Here is a 20,984-nt window from a genome sequence, read left to right as displayed (position 1 = left end):
CAAACTTTCGTGTCGCATCCTTCCTGTTGCATCGCGCACTGTTGTGCAATGAATGCAGCCTCGCCGCCGAGCCGGCTGATGACACCAGCGATTTCGTTTCGCTTCTTCCGAGCAGGACCCTTGCGCATGAAACCCATCTATATCGACTATCTGAACGCCCTCGACATCGAGGCGCTGGCGATGACCGACGGCGAAATCATCGACGCGGTCGAGGCGGGACTGGTGGCGCAGGGCAAGGGCCAGACAGTGATCGAGCCCCGCGTCCATCTGGAGCCCGATCCATCCTTTCATGGCCATTTCAATGTGCTGCGCGGTTATGTGGCGCCGCTCGATACGGCCGGCGTCAAGATCGTCGGCGATTACGTCGACAACTATTTGCACGGCCTGCCGTCGGAATTCGGCATCCTCAACCTGTTCGATCCGCGCACCGGCACGCCGCGCGCCATCCTTGACGCCACCGTCATCACCGACATGCGCACGGGCGCCGTCACCGCCATCGGCGCCAAACATCTGGCGCGCAAGAATTCGAAGGTGCTGGCTCATATCGGCGCGCGCGGCACCGCCTATTGGAATGTACGGCTGCTCGACCACCTCTTCGACTTCGAAGAAATCCGCGTCCATTCGCGCCGCCCGGAAAGCCGCGATGGCTTTGCCGCGAAGCTGGCTGCCGACCTCGGCAAGCCGGTGACAGCGGTCACCGACTGGGAAAGCTGCGTCAAGGGTGCCGACATCGTCGTGGAAGCTTCGCGCCTGCCTGAGCCGCGGCCGCTCTTGAAGACGGAATGGATCAAGCCCGGCGCGCTGGTCGTGCCCTATGGCACGATGAGCGCGGTGGAGCTGTCGCTGACCGACATCATGCAGAAGATGGTCGTCGACGACTGGGGCCAGTGCAAGGGCGGCAAGTTCGGCTCGTTGCGCGCCCATGTCGAGACCGGGAGGCTGAGCGAGAAGACGCTGCATGCCGAACTCGGCCAGATCGCCGCCGGCCTCAAGCCGGGCCGGGAGAACGACAGCGAGACGATCCTGTTCTGGCATCGCGGCCTGTCGCTGTCCGACATCGCACTGGGCAAGGCGATGCTGGCCAAGGCGCAGGCGCAGGGCATTGGCCAGAGGCTGCGCTTCGCATGACCGCGCTCGTCCTCACCGGGGCCGGCGTCAGCGTTGGCGATGTCGCATCGGTTGCCCGTAGTGGCCGCAAGGTAGAGATAGGGCCCGATGTAATTGGCAGGCTGGAACAGGCGCGAAAAGTGCTCGACCAGGCCGCCGCTTCGGGCCAGCAGATCTATGGCCTCAACACCGGGCTCGGCGCCAATCTCGGCACCTCGGTCGAGGGCGACGCGTCAGCTTTCCAGCGCCAGTTGCTGGAGGGACGCAGCGGCGCGGTCGGCGATGCCCTGCCCGAGGCCGCCGTTCGCGCAACCATGCTGGCCCGCATCGCCATGCTGTCGGCCGGCGGCTCTGGACTATCGCCAGAGGTGTACTCGGCGCTCGTGGACGCACTCAATGCCGGCGTCCATCCGGTGATGCCGTCGCTCGGCTCGATCGGCGCCGGCGACCTTGTGATGATGACAGCCATTGCACGCATGCTGATCGGCGAAGGCGAAGCCGACTATCAGGGCCGGCGCATGCCGGCGGCCAAGGCGCTGATGATGGCCCGCCTCGCCCCCATCAGCCTCGCGCCCAAGGACGGACTGTCGTTGATCAACGCTTCGGCGGTTTCCGCCGGAGGCGGCGCGCTGGCGATCATGGACGCACTCTCAGCCCTTGCCCAACAACAGCAGGCCGGCGCATTGACCATGGAAGGCTTCAGTGCCAACCGCACCATCCTCGATCCGCGCCTGCATATGGCGCGGCCGGCGGCCGGCCAGCAGGAAGCAGCCAAGGCGCTGCATGATCTGCTGGCGCGCGAAGAGCCACTGGCGCCGACCACCTTGCAGGACCCGCTGTCGATCCGCTGCATGCCATCGATTCATGGCGCGCTGATCGAGGCGATCGACCGGGCCCGGCAGGCCGTCGAGATCGAACTCAACGGCGCCGCCGACAACCCGCTGGTGTTGGGCGAAGACGGCGTGGTGATGTCGACCGGCAATTTCCACACCGCCTCGCTGGCGCTCGCCTTCGAGACGCTCGGCCTGGCCATCGCGCAAAGCGCTGCCGCCTGCGCCGCCCGCTTCATCCAGTTGACAGGCTCGGGCCGCAACGGCCTGCCCAAATACCTGTCGCCGGTCGGCGGCGCATCGGCCGGTTTCGTGCCGCTGCAGAAGACGGTGACCGCCATTGTCGGGGCCATCCGCCACAAGGCCAATCCGGTGATGCTCGATTTTCTTCCGGTTTCGGAAGGCATCGAGGACCATGCCACACAGACGCCGCTCGCCGTTTCGAAATGCGCTGAGATGATCGTGCTGTGGCGGCGGCTGATCGCCTTCGAACTGATGGCCGCCTCCCAGGCTGTCGATCTGCGCGACGGGCTGACGCTGGCGCCAGCCACCGCCGCTGTCCATGGCGCGGTGCGCGCGCTGGTCCAGCCGTTGAAGGAGGATCGGCCGCTCGGCGCTGATGCCGAAGCGCTCTACACTGCGCTCACCGGCGGGACGTGGCTCACTAGCACGTGACTTGATCGGTCGGCGAGTTGGCGCGAGGCGCCGCTAATCGACGCTGTTCGCCTCAGGATACAACGCCTGAGCCAAGTCGCGGATCGCATCAGCGGTGCGCGGGCCGAAGCCGATCATGTAGGCGCCGTCGAGCACGACCAGCGCCTTGGTCTTCGCCGCCGGCGTGGCCGACAGGGCACGGTTGCCGAACACTTGATCGGCGGTGGGGCCGCCCTTGCCGTCGCTCATCATCAGGATGACGTCGGGCGCCATCTCGATCAGCTTCTCCTCCGAGGCCGCCTTGTAGCCATCGACGACCGCCATCGGGTTGATACCGCCGGCATAGCGGATGATCGCATCGGCTGATGTACCGGCGCCGGCAGCGCTCAGCCGCACCAGGCCGTGGAAGAACACCACCTTCTTGCGTCGCTCCGGCGGGATCTTCGATGCCAGATCGGCGGCTGCCTGGAAGGAGGAGAGCACCTCGCCGGCAAGTTCCCTTCCCTTGTCCTCCGCGCCAAGCGTGGACGCGATCAGCGTGATCTTGCGCTTGATGCCATGCGGGCTGTTGTCCTCGGGAATGAAGACGATTGGGATCGACAGGGATTTCAGCACCTCGACCGCCTCGGGCGGACCGCTGTCCTCGGCCGCCAGGATGAGATCGGGGCGCAGGCCGGCCAGGCCCTCGACGGAGAGCTGGCGCCGATAACCGACATTGGGCTTCCGCGTCACCGACTCCGGATACTTGCTGCCCCGATCGACGCCGACGATGCGCTCGCCGGCGCCCAGCGCGTCGACGATCTCGGTGACATCGGAGCCGAGTGTCAGGATTCTCGTCGCCGGCCCGGGCGCGACAGTTCGCCCCAGCGCGTCGACAACCGTCTCGGCGGCCAGCGCCTTGAAGCCGCAAGACGGTGCAAGCACCGACAACGACAACAGCATCAACGCCGCCAGTTTGCCAGGCCGGAACCAGCCTGGCCGCCCGAACCCGTTCTCACCGCTCATCATGCTCTCGCTCCTATGCCGCTGATTTCAATGATGGTTGGCCTATAAATTTAAAGTTGACTTATGTCATCATGTTTTAATATGTGACCCCTGCCCTGACCCGCTGGTCGAGGGATTTCCATCACGCCAGCCAAGGCCTTTCAGCCACCGCCAGCAATCTTGCTTTTGCCCGGGGGCTGCATTCCATGAGAACGACGACCAACGCGACATTGATGGCGAGCACGGCGCTCGCCTTCGCACTCGGCCTGTGCGCCGCACCGCTCGCCAATGCGCAAGAGCAGGAGCCGGAGAAGAAGGGCGCAGCCGCCAAGACCGATCGAATCGGACAAGCCACGACCGCCCGGAACCAGCCGACGACGGTGCTCGATCTGATCACCATCTCGGCAACGATGATCAAGACCGCCGTCATCGACTCGATGGCCGCCATCAGTGCCGTCGACCAGGATGAGCTCGACCGCATTCAGCCCGATACCGCCGCCGACATTTTCCGCACCACACCGGGGGTCGCCGCCTCGATGAACGGCGACGATCCAGCAACCGCCATCAACATTCGCGGCCTGGAACAGTATGGTCGCGTCGTCGTCACCCTCGACGGCGCCCGCCAGGATTACTGGCGTGTCGGCCACGGCTCGGGCTCTTTCTATGTCGAGCCGGACCTGATCAAGGAAGCCACCGTCATTCGCGGTCCGGTGTCGAACGCCTATGGTTCGGGCGGCATTGGCGGCGTCGTCTCCTTCGAGACCAAGGGCGCCGGCGATTTCCTGAAGCCTCGGGAGCACTGGGCGCTGAGCGAGAAGCTCGGCTATGAAAGCAACGGCAAGGGTTTTACCACCAGCACCACCGGTGCCTATCGCTTCAACGAGGATGCCGACATCATCGGCAACCTGATCTATCGCGACCGCGACAGCTATACCGACGGCAATGGTGCCACCGTGCCATGGACCGGCGAGCGGGTGACCAGCGGCTATCTGAAGACGACGCTGCGCCCTGCCGATGGCCATGAACTGAAGCTCGGCGCCATCCTGCAGCGTTACAATGACGTCATCAGCGGTTCGAGCGGCTCGCCCTCGCCAACGCTGAGCCGCTACAATGCCAACACCACCAACCAGACCTACACAGCCGCCTACACCTGGAAGCCCGACAACAACGACCTGATCGACTTCAGCGCCAATGCCTACCACAACCGCACCCGCGCCGAGCAGACGCAGATAGCGCCGGCCAACGCGATCGGCAATTTCCGCTTCTATGATGTCGCCACGACCGGCTTCAACGTGAAGAACTCCACGCGTTTCGATGCCTGGAGCATCGCCCATACGCTGACCTACGGTCTCGACTACTACTTCCTCGAAGGATCCTCGGAAGCAGCGCATTTCGGCGCCGGCGAGCAGCAGGGTTATGGCGGCTTCCTGCAATGGCAGGGCGACTACAAGGAGTGGCTGCAGGTCATCGCTGCCATGCGCTATGATGGTTATGAGCTGGATGGCGAGACCAAAACCGCGCCACGACAGGAAGCCTCGATCTCCGGCGACCGCTGGTCACCGCGCCTCACCGTCGGCGTTACCCCGTTTGAGGGCTTCCAGCTATACGGCACCTATTCCGAAGGTTACCGGGCGCCGGGCCTGCAGGATGTCTTCCGTGGCGGCGGCGCGCACGGCTCAGGCGACGCCTATCTGCCCAACCTGCTTCTTCAGCCTGAGACGGCGAAGAACTGGGAAGCCGGCATCAACGTGAAATACGACGACATATTGACTGAGGGCGACCGCCTGCGCGCCAAGGTCAATCTCTTTCATACCGACGTGGAGGACTATATCGATGTCGACCTACGCACCTTGACACCGCCGATACCGCGCACTGCGGCCAACATCGGCGACGCGCGGCTGAAGGGCATCGAGGCGGAGGCTGTCTACGATTACGGCTGGGGTTTCGTGAACCTCGCCGGCGCATTGATCGATGCCAAGGTTGTCAGCGGGGTCTATTCCGGTCAGCCACTCAACAACACACCGCTCGACCGATTCTCGGCCACAATCGGCTTCCGCATGCTGGAAGACCAGCTCACCGTCGGCGCGCAATATCTCAGCATCGGCGAGATCACCCGCACCCGCCGCACCAATCCCAACGCCAAGCCGGTCGTCGATGACGGTTTCGAACTGGTCAATGTCTTCGCCAACTGGCGCATCAACGACAACGCAAAGCTCGATTTCGGCGTCGATAACGTCTTCAACACCGCCTACACCGACCCGCAAAGCGCATGGTCGACCTCGGCGCTGACGAAACAGGGCAAGGGCCGCACCTTCAAGGTCGCGCTAACCGGCAGAATCGGAGGTTGAGCATGAGCCAGGCATCGGTGAGAGAACTGGTCTGCGAGGCGCGGCTGAACCTGCGCAATCTGCCAGATTACATGGACCGCATCACGGACAGGCTGCAAAGTTTCGAGGCCGATGCTTCTCAGGATGGCTGGCGCATCGATTTCCGTTTCGCCTTTGGCGGCGCTTCCTTCGACATGGAACGGCTGGTGATGCGGGCCAATGCGGTCGACCGTGACGGTCTCGCCCGCATCAAGGACCTGCTGGCCACGGCGGTCCAGGTCTATGCCAAGGAGGAAAACCCGGAGATCGTCTGGACCGGCGATCTCTCGGGCGAGACCAGCCTCGCCCAGTTCCGCGAAATGACGGTGACGGACGTTCGCCATCTTACCGCGCATATGCGCCGCATCCGCTTTGCCGGCGAGGATCTCTCGCGCTTCGCCAAATTCGGCGGCATGCACATCCGCATGCTGTTCCCGACGAAGGACGTGCCCGATCCGCTCTGGCCGGTGCTGGGCGGCAACGGCCTGCCGGTGTGGCCGGCAGATGACCGCCGTCCGGTAGCGCGCGTCTACACCATCCGCGCGCTCGACGTGGACAAGGGCATCATCGATGTCGATTTCGTCGTCCATCCCGGCGACAGCGTCGGCGCCGCCTGGGCCATGCAGGCAGCGCCCGGCATGAAGGTCGGCATCATGGGGCCGGTCGGCCGCCCGGTGCGGCAAGCGGGCTGGTATGTCATGGGCGCCGACGAAACCGGCCTTCCTGCGCTGGCGCGGCTGCTGGAGACATTGCCCGCGCAGACCCGGGGCATTGCCTTCGTCGAAATCGCCGATGATGGCGAAAGGCAGGAGATCGCCAACGCCACCGGCATCGAATTGCACTGGCTGACCCGAAACGGCGTGCCGGCGGGCGAAGACACGCGACTGGCCGAGGCCGTCCGCTCAGTGGCATGGCCGAAGGACGTTTCGGCATTCGGCTGGTTGCCGAAGCTTATGCCGCGAAAGTCATACGCGAACACTGGCGCGGAAAGCTGGGGCTCGGTCGCGACGAGACGCTGGCCGCCGCCTATTGGCGGCGTGGTGCTGCTGGGCTGATGGCTGGCTGAAGCGTGTTTGATGGGGAGAGAGAATTGAGAAGCGCTGGTGCTGCCCCTCACCTGCCTGCCGGCATCCTCTCCCCGTATAGTGACGGGGAGAGGGAGGCTGTCATCAGCGCCTTCGCCAATGATCAAGGTTGCAGGAAGGATGCCGGCGTTGCGGCCAAGCCCCTTCTCCCCGTCCCTATACCGGGAGAAGATGCCGGCAGGACAATGAGGGGCGGCGCTGACTTTGAACGATTTTCTCAGACTTTACGGACGACCGCCCCACCATCCTCACGGACACCAATCGCAACCCGCTCACCAGAAACAATCCCCGCAATGTCGCACACCACCAGCGGCATGCGGATATCATAGAGAAACTCCGCGACGATGGCGCCCACAGCCAGGATCGGGTCAGGCCGCTCCATGAGGATGCCGGCCGGCGCCGTGCCCCGGCGGATCGCTTCGGCCAGGACAGACGACGAAGACGACGAACCGCGTCCGCTGGGCATGACCAGGATCTTGCCGGCGACATTCTGGCCGAGCCCTGGATGCGAATGGTCGATGATATCGCCGGTTTCGGCGTCGATGCCGCCCCAGAAGCTGAGCGGCTGCGAGAACACCAGCGCCTCGCCCTCGGCTTCACCGGCCAGTTGGAAGGTGCCGCTTCTTTCAAGGGCTTCCAGCGTTCGCGTCATGAGGCGCTCCGCACGACATGCCCGACCGCTGCGGAGCGGATGCAATCCTTCATGTCGGCGAAGGCGACGGACACGCCAATATTACCCGGGGCGTAATGCGCCCATTTGCCCGAGTTGGTCATCACCACGCCGTCGAGACGTTCCAAGATCGAGGTGACATAGGTGCAGGTGTCCGCGACCGGGATGAGGCCGAACGCCTCCATGCCAGCCAACGCGCCCTCCTCCTGCAGCCGCGTCAGCGTCGCGCGTCCGGTGTTGACGTAGATCGGGATGGACCTGCCCGGCGCGACCTCGCGCAGCATCGGCAAAAGGCGCATCCATTCCTCATGGGAAAAGTGCGGCGTGCCTAGCGATACGGCCGAGAGCGGCGCTCCGTCCGGCACGCTCGACAGCCTGGCCAGCGCGTGATCGATGTCGCCACGGCTGATGTGGATCGTCTCTTCCGGTGCGTGATCGTGGAACGCTTCGTCCAGGGTTCTTGCTTCCGGCGTGATCCCGACCGCATGGAACAGCGCCACCGCGCCGGTCGTCGCAGCCGCCGCGCCGAGTGCCTTCAGTTGGTCCTCGTCGCGCGGCCGAGGCAGGCCGGCGATGACCGGAATGCGATCGCCGCTGGCTTGCCCTATGATCAGCCCGACGCCGACGAACAGGCTGTCGCTCGGTTCCGGATCGGCAACGGCCAGTTCGAACAGGATGCGGCCGCGCCGGTTGTCACTCAGATGCAGGCCCCAGGCCGGCGCGCGTCCGGTCATGGCGCAGCACAGGTCGATGAAATCGCCGTAGCGGTTGGTGCGCGCGCCGATCACCGAATTGGCGAAGACGATGGCATTGGATTCACCCCAGGCGATCTGCTGGCCGAAGCTTGGCCGGAACCGAGTCTGGTAGGGTGCGCAAGTGAAGGTCGCCTGGCAGCCGAGCTCCATATGCGCCTTCATCAGCCGCCGCGCCGGCACTTCCTCCGCCGCCGGCATCTTCACCATGCCCGGATGGATGAGGTCGAACGAGCCGACATTCAATGTCGTCGTCACCTGGACACGCCCGCCGCCCTCGACCAGCCGTTCGACAAAATCGAGCCCCGCCTTGCCGTGGTAGAGACAGCCATCGATATGAGCGCCGGTGATGTCGAGCAGGCTGTGCGCACCGATGGCTTTGGAGAAGGCGACCAGGATCTTCATCGCGGCGGCCGCGGATGGGCCTTGCTCGCCGTCGAGCATGGACTGGTCCTGCGCAGTCAGTTCAAGCGTCATCGCAGCTCCCGGCTCGTTATCGGAAAGGACGGAGGGACAGCGCCCCCCTCTGCCCTGCCGGGCATCTCCCCTCAAGGGGGGAGATTAGCCGTCATTGCCGCTTTCGCAAATTTCCTGTGTTGAAGAAGGAGCAGCGACGTCGAAACTGCCAATCTCCCCACTTGTGGGGGTTGAGGAGTGGTCCGCGCAGCGGACGGAAAGCCAATTGCTTGGCTTTCCGAGCGACGAACGTCCGGCAGGACAGAGGGGGCGCGAAGGAACGCCCACGGTACCGGCTATCGACAGAGCGCAACCTACCCCGCAGCAATCAACACAGTACTCTCCGGCGACCAGCGCAGCACGACATCCTGCCCCTCCGCCAACCGGTCGGCACCGGTATTCTGCACGATGACCTTCAGCGTCTGGCCAGCGCGCTCGACGAAGTACGTGCTGTTGTTGCCGGCGAAGATGCGCTTGGAGACCTGGCCCTTCAGCGTGTTGGCGGTGCCGTCCGAAGTCTCGCCATCCGTGGCAATGCGGATGCGTTCGGGCCGCACGGCGCAGCTCGCCTTGACGCCAGCGGCAAGCCTGTCGCCAGCGTCGGCAGCGATCGCCGTGCCATCAGGCAGCCGGATGCCATTGCCGGTCGAGTCGCCCCGAAAGATGTTGGCGTCACCGAGGAAGGTGGCGGCGAATTCGCTCTTCGGCCGGTCGTAGATTTCTTCCGGCGGCCCTTCCTGCACCAGCCTGCCGTCGCGCAGGATGCCGATGCGGTCGCTCATCGTCAGCGCTTCTTCCTGGTCATGGGTGACGAAGATGGTGGTGATGCCGATTTCGCGCTGGATACGCTTGAGCTCTATCTGCATGTCGACGCGCAGCGCCTTGTCGAGCGCGCCGAGCGGCTCGTCGAGCAGCAGCACGCGCGGCTTGGTGACGATGGCGCGGGCAAGCGCCACGCGCTGACGCTGGCCGCCGGAGAGCTGGTGCGGCCGGCGGCCGCCGAGCTTGCCGAGTTGCACGAGATCCAGCGCGCGCTGCACCTCGGTCGCGATGGTCGCCTTGGCCTCGCCGCGCACCGACAGGCCGAAGGCGACGTTGTCGGCGACGCTCATATTGGGAAACAGCGCGTAATTCTGGAACACCATGCCGATGCGCCGCTTTTCGACCGGCACGCGCTCGACGCTCTCGCCGCCAATGGAGATGCGGCCGCTATCGGGAAAATCGAACCCGGCGATCTGCCGAAGCAGCGTGGTCTTGCCGCTGCCGGATGGGCCCAGCAGCGCATAGAAGCCGCCATCGGCGAAATCGATGGAGACATCGTCCAGCGCCTTGTGCGCACCAAAGTTGCGCGAGACGTTCGATACCTGCACGCCGGCCATTATTTCTCTCCGCCGAATTTGAAGAACCGCGCCGTGAGCAGCATCAGCGCCATGGACACGACAATGATGATCGTCGAGACCGCATTGATCTCGGGCGTGAAACCCTTGCGGATCGCGGCGTAGATTTCGACTGGCAGCGTCGTCTGCCCTGGCGTCGACAGAAAGTATGAGACGACGAACTGGTCGAACGACACGGCAAACGCAAACAGCCCGCCGGCAATGACGCCGGGCATGATCCAGGGCAGCGTCACCCGCATCGTGACCTGCCACTGGTTGGCGCCGAGCGAACGCGCCGCCTCTTCCAGTTCCGGCGCGAAGGTCTGCAGCCGGGCCGAGACGACGACGATGACATAGGGCAGCGCCAGCGCGACATGGCCGAGCAGGATGGCAAACAGGCCGCGCCCGATACCGACTCCGTAGAAGAAGATCAGCATCGCCGTGCCGGTGATCAGCCACGGAATGGCGATCGGTGGAAACAGCAGTGCCTGCAGGATCTTCTTGCCGCGAAACTCATAGCGATAGAGCGCCAGCGACGCCGCCGATCCGAGCACCACGCAGATGATTGTGGTGATGACGGCGATTTCGAGGCTGTTCCAGGTCGCGGCGATAAGTTGATCGTTCTGCCACAGCGACGTGTACCACTCGGTCGTCCATTCGAACGGCAATTGGTAGAAGGGCGAGACGTTGAACGACATCAGCGCCATGATGATGATCGGCAGATAGAGGAAGGCGAGCAGCAGCCAGATGTAGAGGCGGCCGAGCCATTCGAGGATGCGGGTCGTCATCATCACGCGACCCTCCGCAGCACCGGCGAGGCAACCGCCAGGATGACCAGCACGACGGCCAGCAGGATGAAGGACAGCGCCGCGCCCAGCGGCCAGTTGAACACGGCGACGAACTGGTCCTCGATCACCGTGCCGTAGAATGTGCCGGTGCGGCCGCCGAGGATGCGCGGCTCCATGAATGAGCCGACGACGGGCACGAAGATGAGAGCGGCGCCAGCCACCAGCCCTGGCATCGACAGCGGGATTATCACCCGCTTCAGCACCTGCAGCCGCGAGGCGCCAAGCGAGCGCCCGGCTTCGATCAGCGAGTCATCGATGGCCTGCAGGGTGAGGTAGCAGGTCAGCACCATGTAGGGCACGTAGGAGTGCACCAGCCCGATGATGACGGCCGGGTAGGAATACATGAGATCAATGTTGATCTTGAATGGCAGCACCGCGTTGAGTGCCGTATCGAGAATGCCGCCCTGGCGCAAAACCATCGCCCAGGAGAAGATGCGCACCAGCCCGTTCGACCAGAACGGCAGGATGACGAGCAGGAAGATCGCCTCACGGCTGCGTCCCTTCAGCACCTTGGCCAGAACGTAAGCCGCAGGGTAGCCAATGACGACGCACCACAGTGTCACTTCGAGGCCGAGGCGCAGCGAGGCCAGCAGCAGCGTCAGGTAAAGGCTTTGCGAGAAGAAGGCGGCATAATTGCCGAGCGTGAACGCCCATGGCTTTCCCGAGAGCGGCAGGTCGGTCATGAACGAGAAAAAGACCATGGCGGAGAGCGGCAGGAAGATCGCCACCGTCAGCCACAGATAGGCTGGCGCCAGTAGCGGCAGAGCCGATCTCAGCCCGCCGCGCGACGCGACCGCGCCCTGTACTGCCATGATACCCTCCTCCCCAGGATTGAAGAACCAGCCGGCGCGAACCGCCGGCTGGTTCCGACGCGCGTTTTACTTCACGTCGACTTTCAGCTGCTGCCAGAGCGCCAGGTAGGCCTCGCGCTGGGCGTCCGTGATCGGCGCCTGGAACTGGATGCGCTTGGCCACCGCCGGATCACCCATCACCTTGCGGTTGAAGGAGTCTTCGGGCAGCGCTTCCACCGCCTTGGTGTTGGCGGAGACGGGAGCGCCGACCTTGGTGACCCATTCGACATAGAATTTCGGGTCGATCATGTAGTTGATGAAGGCTTGAGCTCCGGCGACGTTTTTCGAACCGACCGGAATGGAGAATGCGTCGAGCCAGGCGACGGCGCCCTCCTGCGGAACGACCAGCGAGACCGGCAGCTTGAAGTGAGTCTTGGCGCGGTCGGCCGAGCCGCTCCAGTAGGTGCCGATATCGATCTGATTGGACGCAACCATCTGGTTCCAATCGTTCTCCGAGCTCCAGAACGTCTTGATCTGTGGCATCAGCGACGTCAGCTTCGCCTTGACCGCATCCATATCCTTGATGTCGTTGATGTTCTGGCCGGTGGCGATGGCGCCGAACTGGACCGCTTCGACAGCGTCGTCGCGGATGACCACGCGGCCCTTGTGCGCGGGGTCCCACATCTCGGCGATGCTCGTCGGCGGCTTGTCGAAGGATTTGTCGTTGATGGCGAGCGCGGTCAGGCCCCAGACCCACGGCACGCCATAGACCTTGCCGTCATGGTCGAGCATCGGCGAGCCCGCCTTGTCCGGGCTGATATTGGCATAGTTCGGCAGCTTCGACACGTCGATCGGCTGGATCAGCTTTTCCGACATCGCCTGGTCGTTGAAGGCGGCGTTGATCATGACGACGTCGTAGAGGCCGGGATTGGTGCGGATCTTGGTCAGCATTTCCTGTTCGGAATTGAAGAAGTCGTTGACGACCTTGTTGCCGGTCGCCTTCTCGAAGGCGGCGATGGCCCAAGGCTCGTCGGCGCCATAACCCTTCCAGTTGAGCACATGCACTTCATCGGCCTGGGCGGCAAAGGCCAGTGCGGAGGTGAAGACGGCGGTCGCCGTCAACAGGGCAGTCAGATTGGGCATGCGCATGGTTGGTTCCTCTCTTGGTTGCCCGGTTCCCGGGCTTGTCAGGCTGTCAAATGGGCCTCTTGGTTCCGGCCTCCGCTCGCGGCGGCATGGCTCAGGAATGTCTGGATCTCGGCGTCGGTCGGAGCGGACGAGCCGCCATGGCGGGTGACCGAAAGCGCGGCGGAGGCATTGGCGTAACGAGCCGCCTCGAAAGGCTGCACGCCGCGCGAAAGCGCGCTGACGAAGGCGCCGATATGCGTGTCCCCGGCGCCATTGGTGTCAACGGCGGCGACCTTGAAACCAGGAATGGTCCGGGCGCTGCCGTCGGCGAGCCGCACAAGGCACCCTCTTGCGCCGGCACGGATGACGACGCCATCGGCCTTCGGGCAATGATCAGCGAGAAGGCGTGCCGCGAGGGTCTCGACATCTCCAGGGCCGGCAATGTCGGCGGCTTCCGTCGTGTTGCAGCTCAGCCAGGTGGTGCGGGCAAGCACCCGCGACAGGACGGGGCGCGGGATGTCCGAAATGACCGGCGTCGGATCGAAGGCGAAAGGCGTTTGCCCTGATAGTGCCTCGATCCAGTCGGTGAGAGCGTCACGGCTGCCCGGGTAGCTCAGCGTGTAGCCAGAGGTGAACACCCAATCTTCTGTCAGCACCGATACCGGCGCCATCATGTCGAGGCTGAGCACGCTCTCCGCACCGGGCCAAGACACGAAGGTGCGTTCCGCGTCGCTCGAGATCATGGCCACGCAATTGCCGCTGTCCATGATCGGCGATGGCGGCGTCAGCGTTTCGATGCCTTCAGCGGTGAAGGCGGCGCGCAGGAAATCGCCATTCGGCCCGCTGCCGAGCTGGCCACCGAACACCACTTTCATGCCGGTGCGGGTGGCCGCGACCATCATGTTGAAGCCGCCGCCGGCAACCTGGGCATAGCTCGACGCCGTCTTCTCCATGCCCGGCGCCGGCAAGGCGTCGATGCGGTAGACATAGTCGACCACCGCGCTGCCGATATGGACGAGACGGCCGCTCATGCCGCCGCGTCCTTGCCGGAGCCTGCTTTCGTCTGCCGCGCCGCGACGAGGTCGCCGGCCAGCGCACGGACTTCGGCAATGTCGATGCCGACAAGCCTGGCGATGTGCTGCCGCGGCAGTTTCGAAAAGCCGGTGCAGGCGCCGGCCATACCGGCGGCGATGGCGCCGATCGTGTCGGTATCGCCGCCGAGATTGGCGCTGATGACGGCCGCTTGCCAGGGATCGCCATTGGCGACCTCCAGCACGGCGAAGGCCGCCGGAACCGATTCCTGGCTGGCGACGCCGGTGCCGACCAGATCGGTGATCAGGCGGATCGCCTCTTTCATGGTCTTGCCGCGCACAAGTGCCTGCGCCCAGCCGATACGCGCCGCGATGTCGCCGCCGGTGACCCAGTTGCCAAGCTTTGTCCCGAGTTCGGCCGCCGCGATCGCCTGCTGGCAAGCAGCGCGCCAGTCCGAGCCGGCCACGCCGCTGCTGATGGCGGCGGCAACGGCGCTGGCCGAGGCGATGGCGATCGAAGTGTTGTGCGTGGCACGGCAGGTCTCCGCCACCTTGGCGACCAGCGCGTCGAGCGGCTCCAGCGGCATCATGATGCCGACCGGCGCGATGCGCATGGCCGCGCCATTGGTGTCGCCGCCTCGCCCGGCCTCCTCGGCCGGCGTGCCATTGTTGATGGCGTCGATGGCGCGCTTGGTCGACGGACCCAGCAGGTCGTAGCTGCCGCGCGCCTTGACGTCGCGCTCCCAGTCGAGCAGCGCGTTGACCCAGCGCGTGTGGTCGAAGCGCTCGCCGGATTCAATCAGGATGCGGCCGAGCAGCAATGCCTGCTCCGTATCGTCCGTGATGGTGCCCGCGACCAGCCCCTTCGACACCGGATGGTCGGCGAAGGGTGCGACAAAGTCCTCGACATGGCCGTAAACAGTGGCAATCCGGGCCGGCGACAAAAGCTGCGTCGGCATACCCAGCGCATCGCCGAGCGCCCCACCCATGAGTGCGCCCATGGCGCGGTCGATCGCGTCCGTGACTTTGTCCGACATTGCTCAGAACCTCATATGCAGCGCGAAATGCGCGGGGTTGAGCAGGCTGGTGACATATTCGATGGGCCGGTCGTCGGCCGCGCGGGTCAAGCGGCGTCCACGCAGGAACGGCGTGCCCTGCGGGCAACCGAGGATGGCGGCGTCCTCGGCATTCAGCATCTCGATCTCGATCCATTCTTCGCCGTGGTCGGGTATGAGTCCGGCAGCGCGCAGCGTCTGGTGCAGCGACCCCTCGCGCAGGCCGCGCCGGCACATCTTCGAGTTCCGGCGACAGCGGCAGGCGGCTGCGCTCAATGGAGATCGCATGGCCATCGCTGGCATTGGTGCGCACACGATCGACGGCAATGAAGAACGGGCTTTCGATCTCCAGCAAAGCGGCGAGATCGGCGTCCTCTATGACCTCCAGCCGCAGTGTGCGTGTCTCGGCATTGGCGCCAGCATTGGCCAGCGCCCGCGACCAGCCGATCGAATCGTCGACCGGTTTGCCGTCAAAGGTGACGAACGAGCCGATGCCGACCTTGGTGGTGATCAGCCCGCGGCTCGACAGCTCCTCGAGGCCTTTGCGGATAGTGTTGCGGCTGACGGAAAAGCGCTGGACGAGTTCGTTCTCGCTTTGCAGGCGGTCGCCGAAGCCGAGAACGCCGGAACGTATCTCATGCTCCAGAACGGTGGCGATCTGCTCGGGCTTGCCGGTGCCGGGAGACAATTGAGCCGCGCCACGCTTCATATGGGTACCTGTTCAGTAGACCTGTATAGTCCTGTTCAATAGAAGGACAAAAAGACGTTGTCAATGGAGGACGCAAGGTCACAACCGCACTCCTCACCCTAGAGGCGACATGCGGGAAATTGCCGGTGGAATGCGAAAAGCTGGCGGCCTTTACCGGTTCGGGGTCTTGCCCGGCTCGACCAGTATATCCGCTTCGATGGCCGCGTTGATGAAGGCCGCCCGCGCCACCCAGGCTTCCCGCGTGCCCTCCAGCACGGCTAGGCAAGCCTTGCGGGCAACCATATGCCGCTGCCCGGTCACCACGGGCCAGCGATTGATCAGGATATCGGCGGCCTGTGCCACCCGCTCCACATTGAAAATCGTGTTTCCCGATCGGCCGAGCGCCACCTTGACCGGCTCATCGAAACGCTGATCTTGCACCACAGCCCATCTCCCCGAAGTCGACGTCTCGATTCGCGGCCTTCAATTCCCGGTGATGTGATAGGTTCCGTGCGGAAGGTGCAAGATGTCCGAGTCCAATAGCCAGTCCAATAGCCAGAAAAACCCGAAACTGATCGTCGTGGTGGCGTTCGATCGCGGCGACGACGGGGAACTGTTCCCCGCCTTTGGGCCCGCCCATCAGCAGAGCGAGGATCGCGCCATCCGCACGGCCAAGGCCTTGGCGGCAAAACACACCGGCGTCATTGCCTGGAGCCGTGACGCCGATCCTTCGCTTGGCGAATACGGCCCGCCGAGGACACTCTTCGTCAGCGGCGAAGTGCCCGACATGGAGTGACGCTACGGTGTCGGGCGCATGCGCCGGCGCAACGTCCGCTTCGGTTTGAATACGGGCTCTGGTTCCGCGGCGGCCAGGCGCAGTTGCCGCAGTCTTTCCGTCTTGGCCGCGCGAGACGCAGCCTCAAGCTGAATTGCGTGTCGCGCTTCCCGGTCGGTGCGCTGGAATTTTGTCTGACGTTCGCTTTCCGTGGTCATGCAACACAACGATATTGGCGCGCTGATCGTTCCGGCATTTCCGCATGGCAGGCGCCTGCCAGACCAATCAGGCCGCCCGCCAAGGCCAAAACGAAATACTAATTCAGGTTTCCAAACCGGAACTGTTTTCCATTCGGCTCGTTGTGCTTTGGGTCGTTTGTTCCAATGACCTCCAAAGAGAGGAATACTTAGATGAACTTCAAGATGCTCACGATGGGCGCGATGGCGCTTGCGATGATGACTGGCTCAGCACTGGCCGACTCCGTCAATGGTGGCGGCACTGGTGGCGGCACATCCGCTCTCGACAATCAAGAAAAGATGGCGCCCTTCTACACAGATTCCGGCATGAAGACGATGAGGTCGGACAAAGAATTCAAGGTGGCCTGGATGGCGATGAAGAAAGAAGATCGCGAGTCCATGATGAAGGATTGCGGCGACCAGGTAGTCTCCAAGTCGCATGACGATTTCTGCGCCAAGACCAAGCAGCTCGGCGGCGGAACCAACTAAGCGCTTCCGTTCTGGCGGCATGCCAGAAACGAAAACGAAAAAGGCGGGCCCGGTGCCCGCCTTTTTTTCATATATGACCAACCCGGCACCACCAGTCGAAATCTAATCCGACGAGCCGTCGGCAGCCCCATCGCCATTTCCCGCGCCGGGCAGAATTCCAAAATCCTGGGACTTGACCCCCTGCTCCGCCGTCAGAAAGCCGTCCGAGGCGAGACCGCGCCGCAGCAATTCCCGTACAGCCGCCGAGCGGCTGGGCATGCGCTTTTCGAACCGCCAGTTCTCGAGTGCGGCGAGTTCGTCAGCGTTCAGCATGATCTGCAAACGCTCGGGACGTTCCAGTTCGGCCATTTGTGCCCTCCAGCCATTCAAGACCAAAAGTACGGTGAGTTAGTATGTGTCTCACTGCGAGTAAAATTAGGATAATGCTCAAACGACGTCAAGACCCGCTGATGGGTAGCTGACGCAGGACACCAATGATGATCAACAACCGCCGGATGCACAACCGTCGCATTATGATAACTAGTTGATTTACTTATTGTTTTTTGGAATATCCCTTGCAAGAGGCAAGGCGTCGGCGCATTGTGGATATCGAGGGGACAAACGTTCCTGAAAGGAAGGTTTCCCGTGCGATTCGAGTATTCAGCTCACCTGCGCGAAGACGTCAATTCCCAGGTTCAGGCTGCACTGCATGCCAAGGGCATCGTCAACATCAGCGTCGTCGCCGAAGAGGTGCGGTTGCGAAACCTCGCCGAAAACGTCGCGCTGGAAGATATCGAACATCTTGTGATGCATGCGGCTCAACTCTACGGCGCGGCCATCGAATTTGATGGCGTTGCCGGTCTCGACATGACAAATGTCAACGGGTGCACGGATGCCAAAAGCAGCTACCATCCGTCCGCAAACGGCCATCTTGCCATCGAAGATGGTCCTGACATCGCGGCGATCTCGCCCTGCCGCCTCCGTACCCACTAGTTCTCTTCAAGGCTTATTGTTCAGCCCGATGACGCGTTGTTGCTACAGACAGTAGCGCTCACACCGTTTTCGAGAACTTGCGCCAGGATTTCGCAGGCGGTCCGAGCAGCAGACAAGGCTGCCCGGACTCTGGGGCCGACGCATGCACTGCCATGGGATGGCGGCCGCGATTGCACTCCGATACAGACGTCCCCATCGCCGGCCGGCGGCGCAAAAAAAGAATTGCCTGGCGTGGAACCGGATGGCTCGCCGGATGTTTGTGCGATCGGGGTGGCCTCATGTGTGTCGTGACTTTTTCATCTACAGTTCGAAACACAGTTTCGATCGTTTACGCGCTTGGTCTGACAGCCCCAACCACAAGAGCAGGTTCGATATATTCGATCCTGTTCGCCGCCTTGTAATTCTCTCCAGATGGCCAGACGAGACCCGATGCTAGCAGAACAGCCAATCAAGACCGACGACCTTGCCTTCCTGGCTGGCGGTGGCGAGTTGGGTTGTCTTGTCGCGACCTTCGATTGGGCGGCGACATCGATCGGATCGATCTCGACCTGGCCGCAAAGCCTCAAGACCTCCGTATCCCTGATCCTGAGATCCCAGGTGCCGATCGTCATGTTGTGGGGCGGAGACGGCGTGATGATCTACAACGATGCCTATTCGGTGTTCGCCGGCGGCCGCCACCCGCAACTGCTCGGCTCGAAAGTCCGCGAAGGTTGGCCCGAGGTGGCTGATTTCAACGATCATGTCATGAAGGTCGTCCTGGCCGGCGGCACGCTCGCCTATCGCGATCAGGAACTGACGCTGAACCGGTCGGGAAGACCGGAACAGGTCTGGATGAACCTCGACTATTCTCCCATCCTCGACGAGCGCGGCCAGCCTGCCGGCGTAATTGCGATCGTGGTCGAGACGACGGAAAAGGTCGCCGCCGAACGCTGGCAGAAAAGCGAGCGCAATCGGCAGCGCCAGATGTTCGAACAGGCACCGGGCTTCATGGCCATGATGTCGGGCCCTGATCACGTCTTCGAACTCACCAATGCAGCCTACATGCAACTGGTTGGCCACCGCGACGTCATCGGCATGCCGGTTCGCGAAGCTCTGCCGGAAGTGACGGGCCAGGGTTTCTTCGAATTGCTCGACCAGGTCTTCACCAGCGGCGAGGCCTTCGTCGGGCATGCCCTGAAAGCGGAGCTGCAACGTACGCCCAGCGCACCGAAGGAAGATCGCTTCATCGATCTCGTCTACCAGCCGGTCCGCAATCCCGGCGGAGATATCATCGGCATTTTTGTCCAGGGCGTTGATGTGACGGATCGCCTTGTCGCCGAGAGCGCGCTGCGCCGGAGCGAGGCCCAGTTCCGCACCTTTGCCGAAGCGATGCCGAACCATGTCTGGACCGCATCGCCGCAGGGAATGCTGGATTGGTTCAATCCGCGCGTCTATGAATACTCAGGCACAGCGCCAGGCGAGCTCGATGGCCAGGCGTGGGCCGTCATCGTACACCCCGACGATGTCGGTTCGGCCGCCGGGAAATGGGCTGACGCCCTTTCCTCCGGTATATCCTACGAGACCGAATTCCGGCTGCGGCGTCATGATGGCATCTATCGCTGGCACATCGCCCGCGCGGTTCCGATCCGCGACGCCGGCGGCGATATCGTGCAATGGATCGGCACCAACACCGACATCGACGACCAGAAGCAGGTGGCGCAGGCGCTGCACGAAAGCGAGCGCCGGTTGCAGCTGTCGCAGAACGCGGCCGGCATCGCCGCGCTCGAGCTCGACATCGCCACCGGAACGGTGGTGGGCTCTGAAGGGTTCTGGGACCTGTGGGGACTGTCGCCGCGCGACAGCGTCCACATCAGCGTGCTGGAAAACATCGTGCTGCCCGAGGACAAGGACGTCCGCTCCACCGCCGAGACCCGCAAACAAGGTTCGGCTGTGCCGAATGTCGAATACCGCATCCGGCGGCCCGACAATGGCGAACTGCGCTGGCTCTCCCGTCACATCGACTTCGTCCATGACGAAGCCGGCAAGCCCATCAAGATGTTCGGCGTCATGCAGGATGTCACCGACCGGCGCGAGGCTCAGGCAAGGCAGGAGCTTCTCACCCATGAGCTCGAGCACCGGATCAAGAACATCCTCGCCATGGTCGCGGCCATCGCATCGCAAACCTTGCGCAACACCGACATCGCCACGGCAAGAGCCACCTTCAACGAACGTCTGCGCGCGCTCGCCAACGCGCATGACATCCTCAACAAGACCCGCTGGACCAGCGCCTCGATGCGCCAGGTCATCGACAACACCATCGCCGCGTTCCCCGTCGCACGCATCTCGGTTTCCGGCCCTGCCCTGCCGATCAATCCGAAGATGGCGCTGACACTGGCGCTGGCCGTCAACGAACTGGGCACCAACGCGCTGAAATATGGGGCACTGTCGACACCGGACGGAAAGGTGACCATCGAATGGACAGTGACCCCATCCATCGACAGCGATGCCTCGACACTGATCTGGCGCTGGCGCGAGACTGGCGGCCCGGCTGTCACCCCGCCAACCCGCAAGGGGTTTGGCCGCTTCCTGATCGAACGCGTCTTCGGCACGGATTTCGGCGGCACGGTGCGGATCGACTACCACCTGGATGGTGTCGAGTGTGTTTTGACCGCTCCACAACCGCAGTTGCCAACATCGCGCTACTGACTACAT

General features: G+C 63.4%; 20 protein-coding genes and 1 pseudogene. 8 read left to right on the top strand and 13 right to left on the bottom strand.

From position 1 onward, the window contains the following. Window positions 1–126 precede the first annotated feature (126 nt). Both LGH82_RS31765 and LGH82_RS31760 read left to right on the top strand, forming a co-directional pair. Window positions 127–1,128 (top strand): ornithine cyclodeaminase family protein, encoded by a 1,002-nt coding sequence (locus LGH82_RS31765; protein ID WP_227346473.1) that lies wholly within the window; start codon window positions 127–129, stop codon window positions 1,126–1,128. After that, window positions 1,125–2,612, top strand: coding sequence for an HAL/PAL/TAL family ammonia-lyase (locus LGH82_RS31760; protein WP_227346472.1), 1,488 nt, complete (start codon window positions 1,125–1,127; stop codon window positions 2,610–2,612). The genes LGH82_RS31765 and LGH82_RS31760 overlap by 4 nt, the downstream gene beginning before the upstream one ends. A 33-nt stretch (window positions 2,613–2,645) precedes the next feature. Here LGH82_RS31760 and LGH82_RS31755 read toward each other — a convergent pair whose 3' ends face one another. Beyond that, complete coding sequence (locus LGH82_RS31755) at window positions 2,646–3,599, bottom strand: heme/hemin ABC transporter substrate-binding protein (RefSeq protein WP_227346471.1); 954 nt, start codon at window positions 3,597–3,599, stop codon at window positions 2,646–2,648. A 182-nt stretch (window positions 3,600–3,781) separates the two neighbouring features. Between LGH82_RS31755 and LGH82_RS31750 the strand changes: the two genes are divergently transcribed. Then, window positions 3,782–5,923: a TonB-dependent hemoglobin/transferrin/lactoferrin family receptor gene (locus LGH82_RS31750; protein ID WP_227346470.1), complete on the top strand. Its 2,142-nt coding sequence runs from the start codon at window positions 3,782–3,784 to the stop codon at window positions 5,921–5,923. A 2-nt stretch (window positions 5,924–5,925) separates the two neighbouring features. Then, window positions 5,926–6,996 carry a siderophore-interacting protein gene (locus LGH82_RS31745; protein ID WP_227346469.1) on the top strand — a complete coding sequence of 357 codons (1,071 nt, stop codon included), beginning with the start codon at window positions 5,926–5,928 and terminating at the stop codon, window positions 6,994–6,996. 247 nt (window positions 6,997–7,243) lie between these two features. Here LGH82_RS31745 and LGH82_RS31740 read toward each other — a convergent pair whose 3' ends face one another. From LGH82_RS31740 to LGH82_RS31690, 11 genes and pseudogenes are all read right to left on the bottom strand, one after another. After that, window positions 7,244–7,678 (bottom strand): aconitase X swivel domain-containing protein, encoded by a 435-nt coding sequence (locus LGH82_RS31740; protein WP_227346468.1) that lies wholly within the window; start codon window positions 7,676–7,678, stop codon window positions 7,244–7,246. Further along, complete coding sequence (locus LGH82_RS31735) at window positions 7,675–8,925, bottom strand: aconitase X (RefSeq protein WP_227346467.1); 1,251 nt, start codon at window positions 8,923–8,925, stop codon at window positions 7,675–7,677. Before LGH82_RS31735 ends, LGH82_RS31740 begins: the two co-directional genes overlap by 4 nt. 293 nt (window positions 8,926–9,218) lie before the next feature. Then, window positions 9,219–10,283, bottom strand: a complete 1,065-nt coding sequence (locus LGH82_RS31730) for an ABC transporter ATP-binding protein (protein WP_227346466.1) — start codon at window positions 10,281–10,283, stop codon at window positions 9,219–9,221. After that, on the bottom strand, window positions 10,283–11,071 hold the full coding sequence (locus LGH82_RS31725; RefSeq protein WP_227349738.1) for an ABC transporter permease: 789 nt from the start codon (window positions 11,069–11,071) through the stop codon (window positions 10,283–10,285). Before LGH82_RS31725 ends, LGH82_RS31730 begins: the two co-directional genes overlap by 1 nt. Beyond that, the gene (locus LGH82_RS31720) at window positions 11,071–11,940 is read right to left on the bottom strand and encodes an ABC transporter permease (RefSeq protein ID WP_227346465.1); all 870 of its coding nucleotides are present in this window, start codon (window positions 11,938–11,940) and stop codon (window positions 11,071–11,073) included. The genes LGH82_RS31725 and LGH82_RS31720 overlap by 1 nt, the downstream gene beginning before the upstream one ends. Window positions 11,941–12,006: 66 nt before the next feature. Then, window positions 12,007–13,068, bottom strand: a complete 1,062-nt coding sequence (locus LGH82_RS31715) for an ABC transporter substrate-binding protein (RefSeq protein ID WP_227346464.1) — start codon at window positions 13,066–13,068, stop codon at window positions 12,007–12,009. Window positions 13,069–13,106: 38 nt separating this feature from the next. Beyond that, window positions 13,107–14,078, bottom strand: coding sequence for a PfkB family carbohydrate kinase (locus LGH82_RS31710; protein ID WP_227346463.1), 972 nt, complete (start codon window positions 14,076–14,078; stop codon window positions 13,107–13,109). Then, the gene (locus LGH82_RS31705) at window positions 14,075–15,115 is read right to left on the bottom strand and encodes an ADP-ribosylglycohydrolase family protein (protein ID WP_227346462.1); all 1,041 of its coding nucleotides are present in this window, start codon (window positions 15,113–15,115) and stop codon (window positions 14,075–14,077) included. The genes LGH82_RS31710 and LGH82_RS31705 overlap by 4 nt, the downstream gene beginning before the upstream one ends. Before the next feature lie 3 nt (window positions 15,116–15,118). Beyond that, the gene (locus LGH82_RS31700) at window positions 15,119–15,370 is read right to left on the bottom strand and encodes a GntR family transcriptional regulator (protein WP_227346461.1); all 252 of its coding nucleotides are present in this window, start codon (window positions 15,368–15,370) and stop codon (window positions 15,119–15,121) included. 301 nt (window positions 15,371–15,671) lie between these two features. Then, window positions 15,672–15,842 (bottom strand): annotated as a pseudogene (locus tag LGH82_RS31695) (GntR family transcriptional regulator); the annotation flags it as partial. Window positions 15,843–15,992: 150 nt separating this feature from the next. Then, window positions 15,993–16,262: a DUF982 domain-containing protein gene (locus LGH82_RS31690; RefSeq protein WP_227346460.1), complete on the bottom strand. Its 270-nt coding sequence runs from the start codon at window positions 16,260–16,262 to the stop codon at window positions 15,993–15,995. An 85-nt stretch (window positions 16,263–16,347) separates the two neighbouring features. On the opposite strand from LGH82_RS31690, the gene LGH82_RS31685 reads away from it, so the two are divergent. Together LGH82_RS31685 and LGH82_RS31680 are read left to right on the top strand one after the other, a co-directional pair. After that, complete coding sequence (locus tag LGH82_RS31685; protein WP_227346459.1) at window positions 16,348–16,617, top strand: hypothetical protein; 270 nt, start codon at window positions 16,348–16,350, stop codon at window positions 16,615–16,617. 389 nt (window positions 16,618–17,006) lie between these two features. Then, window positions 17,007–17,321, top strand: a complete 315-nt coding sequence (locus LGH82_RS31680; protein ID WP_227346458.1) for a hypothetical protein — start codon at window positions 17,007–17,009, stop codon at window positions 17,319–17,321. 102 nt (window positions 17,322–17,423) lie between these two features. On the opposite strand, the gene LGH82_RS31675 is transcribed toward LGH82_RS31680, so the two are convergent. Further along, on the bottom strand, window positions 17,424–17,669 hold the full coding sequence (locus LGH82_RS31675; RefSeq protein WP_227346457.1) for a hypothetical protein: 246 nt from the start codon (window positions 17,667–17,669) through the stop codon (window positions 17,424–17,426). A gap of 276 nt (window positions 17,670–17,945) precedes the next feature. Between LGH82_RS31675 and LGH82_RS31670 the strand changes: the two genes are divergently transcribed. Further along, window positions 17,946–18,293, top strand: coding sequence for a hypothetical protein (locus tag LGH82_RS31670; RefSeq protein WP_227346456.1), 348 nt, complete (start codon window positions 17,946–17,948; stop codon window positions 18,291–18,293). Window positions 18,294–18,722: 429 nt separating this feature from the next. Further along, a complete protein-coding gene (locus tag LGH82_RS31665; protein ID WP_227346455.1) occupies window positions 18,723–20,978 on the top strand; it encodes a PAS domain S-box protein in 2,256 nt (751 codons plus the stop codon). The last annotated feature ends 6 nt before the right edge of the window (window positions 20,979–20,984 follow it).

It is taken from the genome of Mesorhizobium sp. PAMC28654 (assembly GCF_020616515.1).
Lineage (GTDB): Bacteria > Pseudomonadota > Alphaproteobacteria > Rhizobiales > Rhizobiaceae > Mesorhizobium.
Note: the sequence above shows the minus strand (reverse complement) of the source record. Positions and strands in the feature narration are given on the sequence as shown.

Coding starts and splice junctions, on each gene's coding strand:
- LGH82_RS31755 (WP_227346471.1), bottom strand. CDS start 3,599: ATGATGAGCGGTGAGAACGGGTTCGGGCGGCCAGGCTGGTTCCGGCCT.
- LGH82_RS31710 (WP_227346463.1), bottom strand. CDS start 14,078: ATGAGCGGCCGTCTCGTCCATATCGGCAGCGCGGTGGTCGACTATGTC.
- LGH82_RS31680 (WP_227346458.1), top strand. CDS start 17,007: ATGAACTTCAAGATGCTCACGATGGGCGCGATGGCGCTTGCGATGATG.
- LGH82_RS31740 (WP_227346468.1), bottom strand. CDS start 7,678: ATGACGCGAACGCTGGAAGCCCTTGAAAGAAGCGGCACCTTCCAACTG.
- LGH82_RS31765 (WP_227346473.1), top strand. CDS start 127: ATGAAACCCATCTATATCGACTATCTGAACGCCCTCGACATCGAGGCG.
- LGH82_RS31705 (WP_227346462.1), bottom strand. CDS start 15,115: ATGTCGGACAAAGTCACGGACGCGATCGACCGCGCCATGGGCGCACTC.
- LGH82_RS31685 (WP_227346459.1), top strand. CDS start 16,348: ATGTCCGAGTCCAATAGCCAGTCCAATAGCCAGAAAAACCCGAAACTG.
- LGH82_RS31750 (WP_227346470.1), top strand. CDS start 3,782: ATGAGAACGACGACCAACGCGACATTGATGGCGAGCACGGCGCTCGCC.
- LGH82_RS31735 (WP_227346467.1), bottom strand. CDS start 8,925: ATGACGCTTGAACTGACTGCGCAGGACCAGTCCATGCTCGACGGCGAG.
- LGH82_RS31675 (WP_227346457.1), bottom strand. CDS start 17,669: ATGGCCGAACTGGAACGTCCCGAGCGTTTGCAGATCATGCTGAACGCT.
- LGH82_RS31730 (WP_227346466.1), bottom strand. CDS start 10,283: ATGGCCGGCGTGCAGGTATCGAACGTCTCGCGCAACTTTGGTGCGCAC.
- LGH82_RS31725 (WP_227349738.1), bottom strand. CDS start 11,071: ATGATGACGACCCGCATCCTCGAATGGCTCGGCCGCCTCTACATCTGG.
- LGH82_RS31700 (WP_227346461.1), bottom strand. CDS start 15,370: ATGTGCCGGCGCGGCCTGCGCGAGGGGTCGCTGCACCAGACGCTGCGC.
- LGH82_RS31715 (WP_227346464.1), bottom strand. CDS start 13,068: ATGCGCATGCCCAATCTGACTGCCCTGTTGACGGCGACCGCCGTCTTC.
- LGH82_RS31760 (WP_227346472.1), top strand. CDS start 1,125: ATGACCGCGCTCGTCCTCACCGGGGCCGGCGTCAGCGTTGGCGATGTC.
- LGH82_RS31720 (WP_227346465.1), bottom strand. CDS start 11,940: ATGGCAGTACAGGGCGCGGTCGCGTCGCGCGGCGGGCTGAGATCGGCT.
- LGH82_RS31665 (WP_227346455.1), top strand. CDS start 18,723: ATGCTAGCAGAACAGCCAATCAAGACCGACGACCTTGCCTTCCTGGCT.
- LGH82_RS31745 (WP_227346469.1), top strand. CDS start 5,926: ATGAGCCAGGCATCGGTGAGAGAACTGGTCTGCGAGGCGCGGCTGAAC.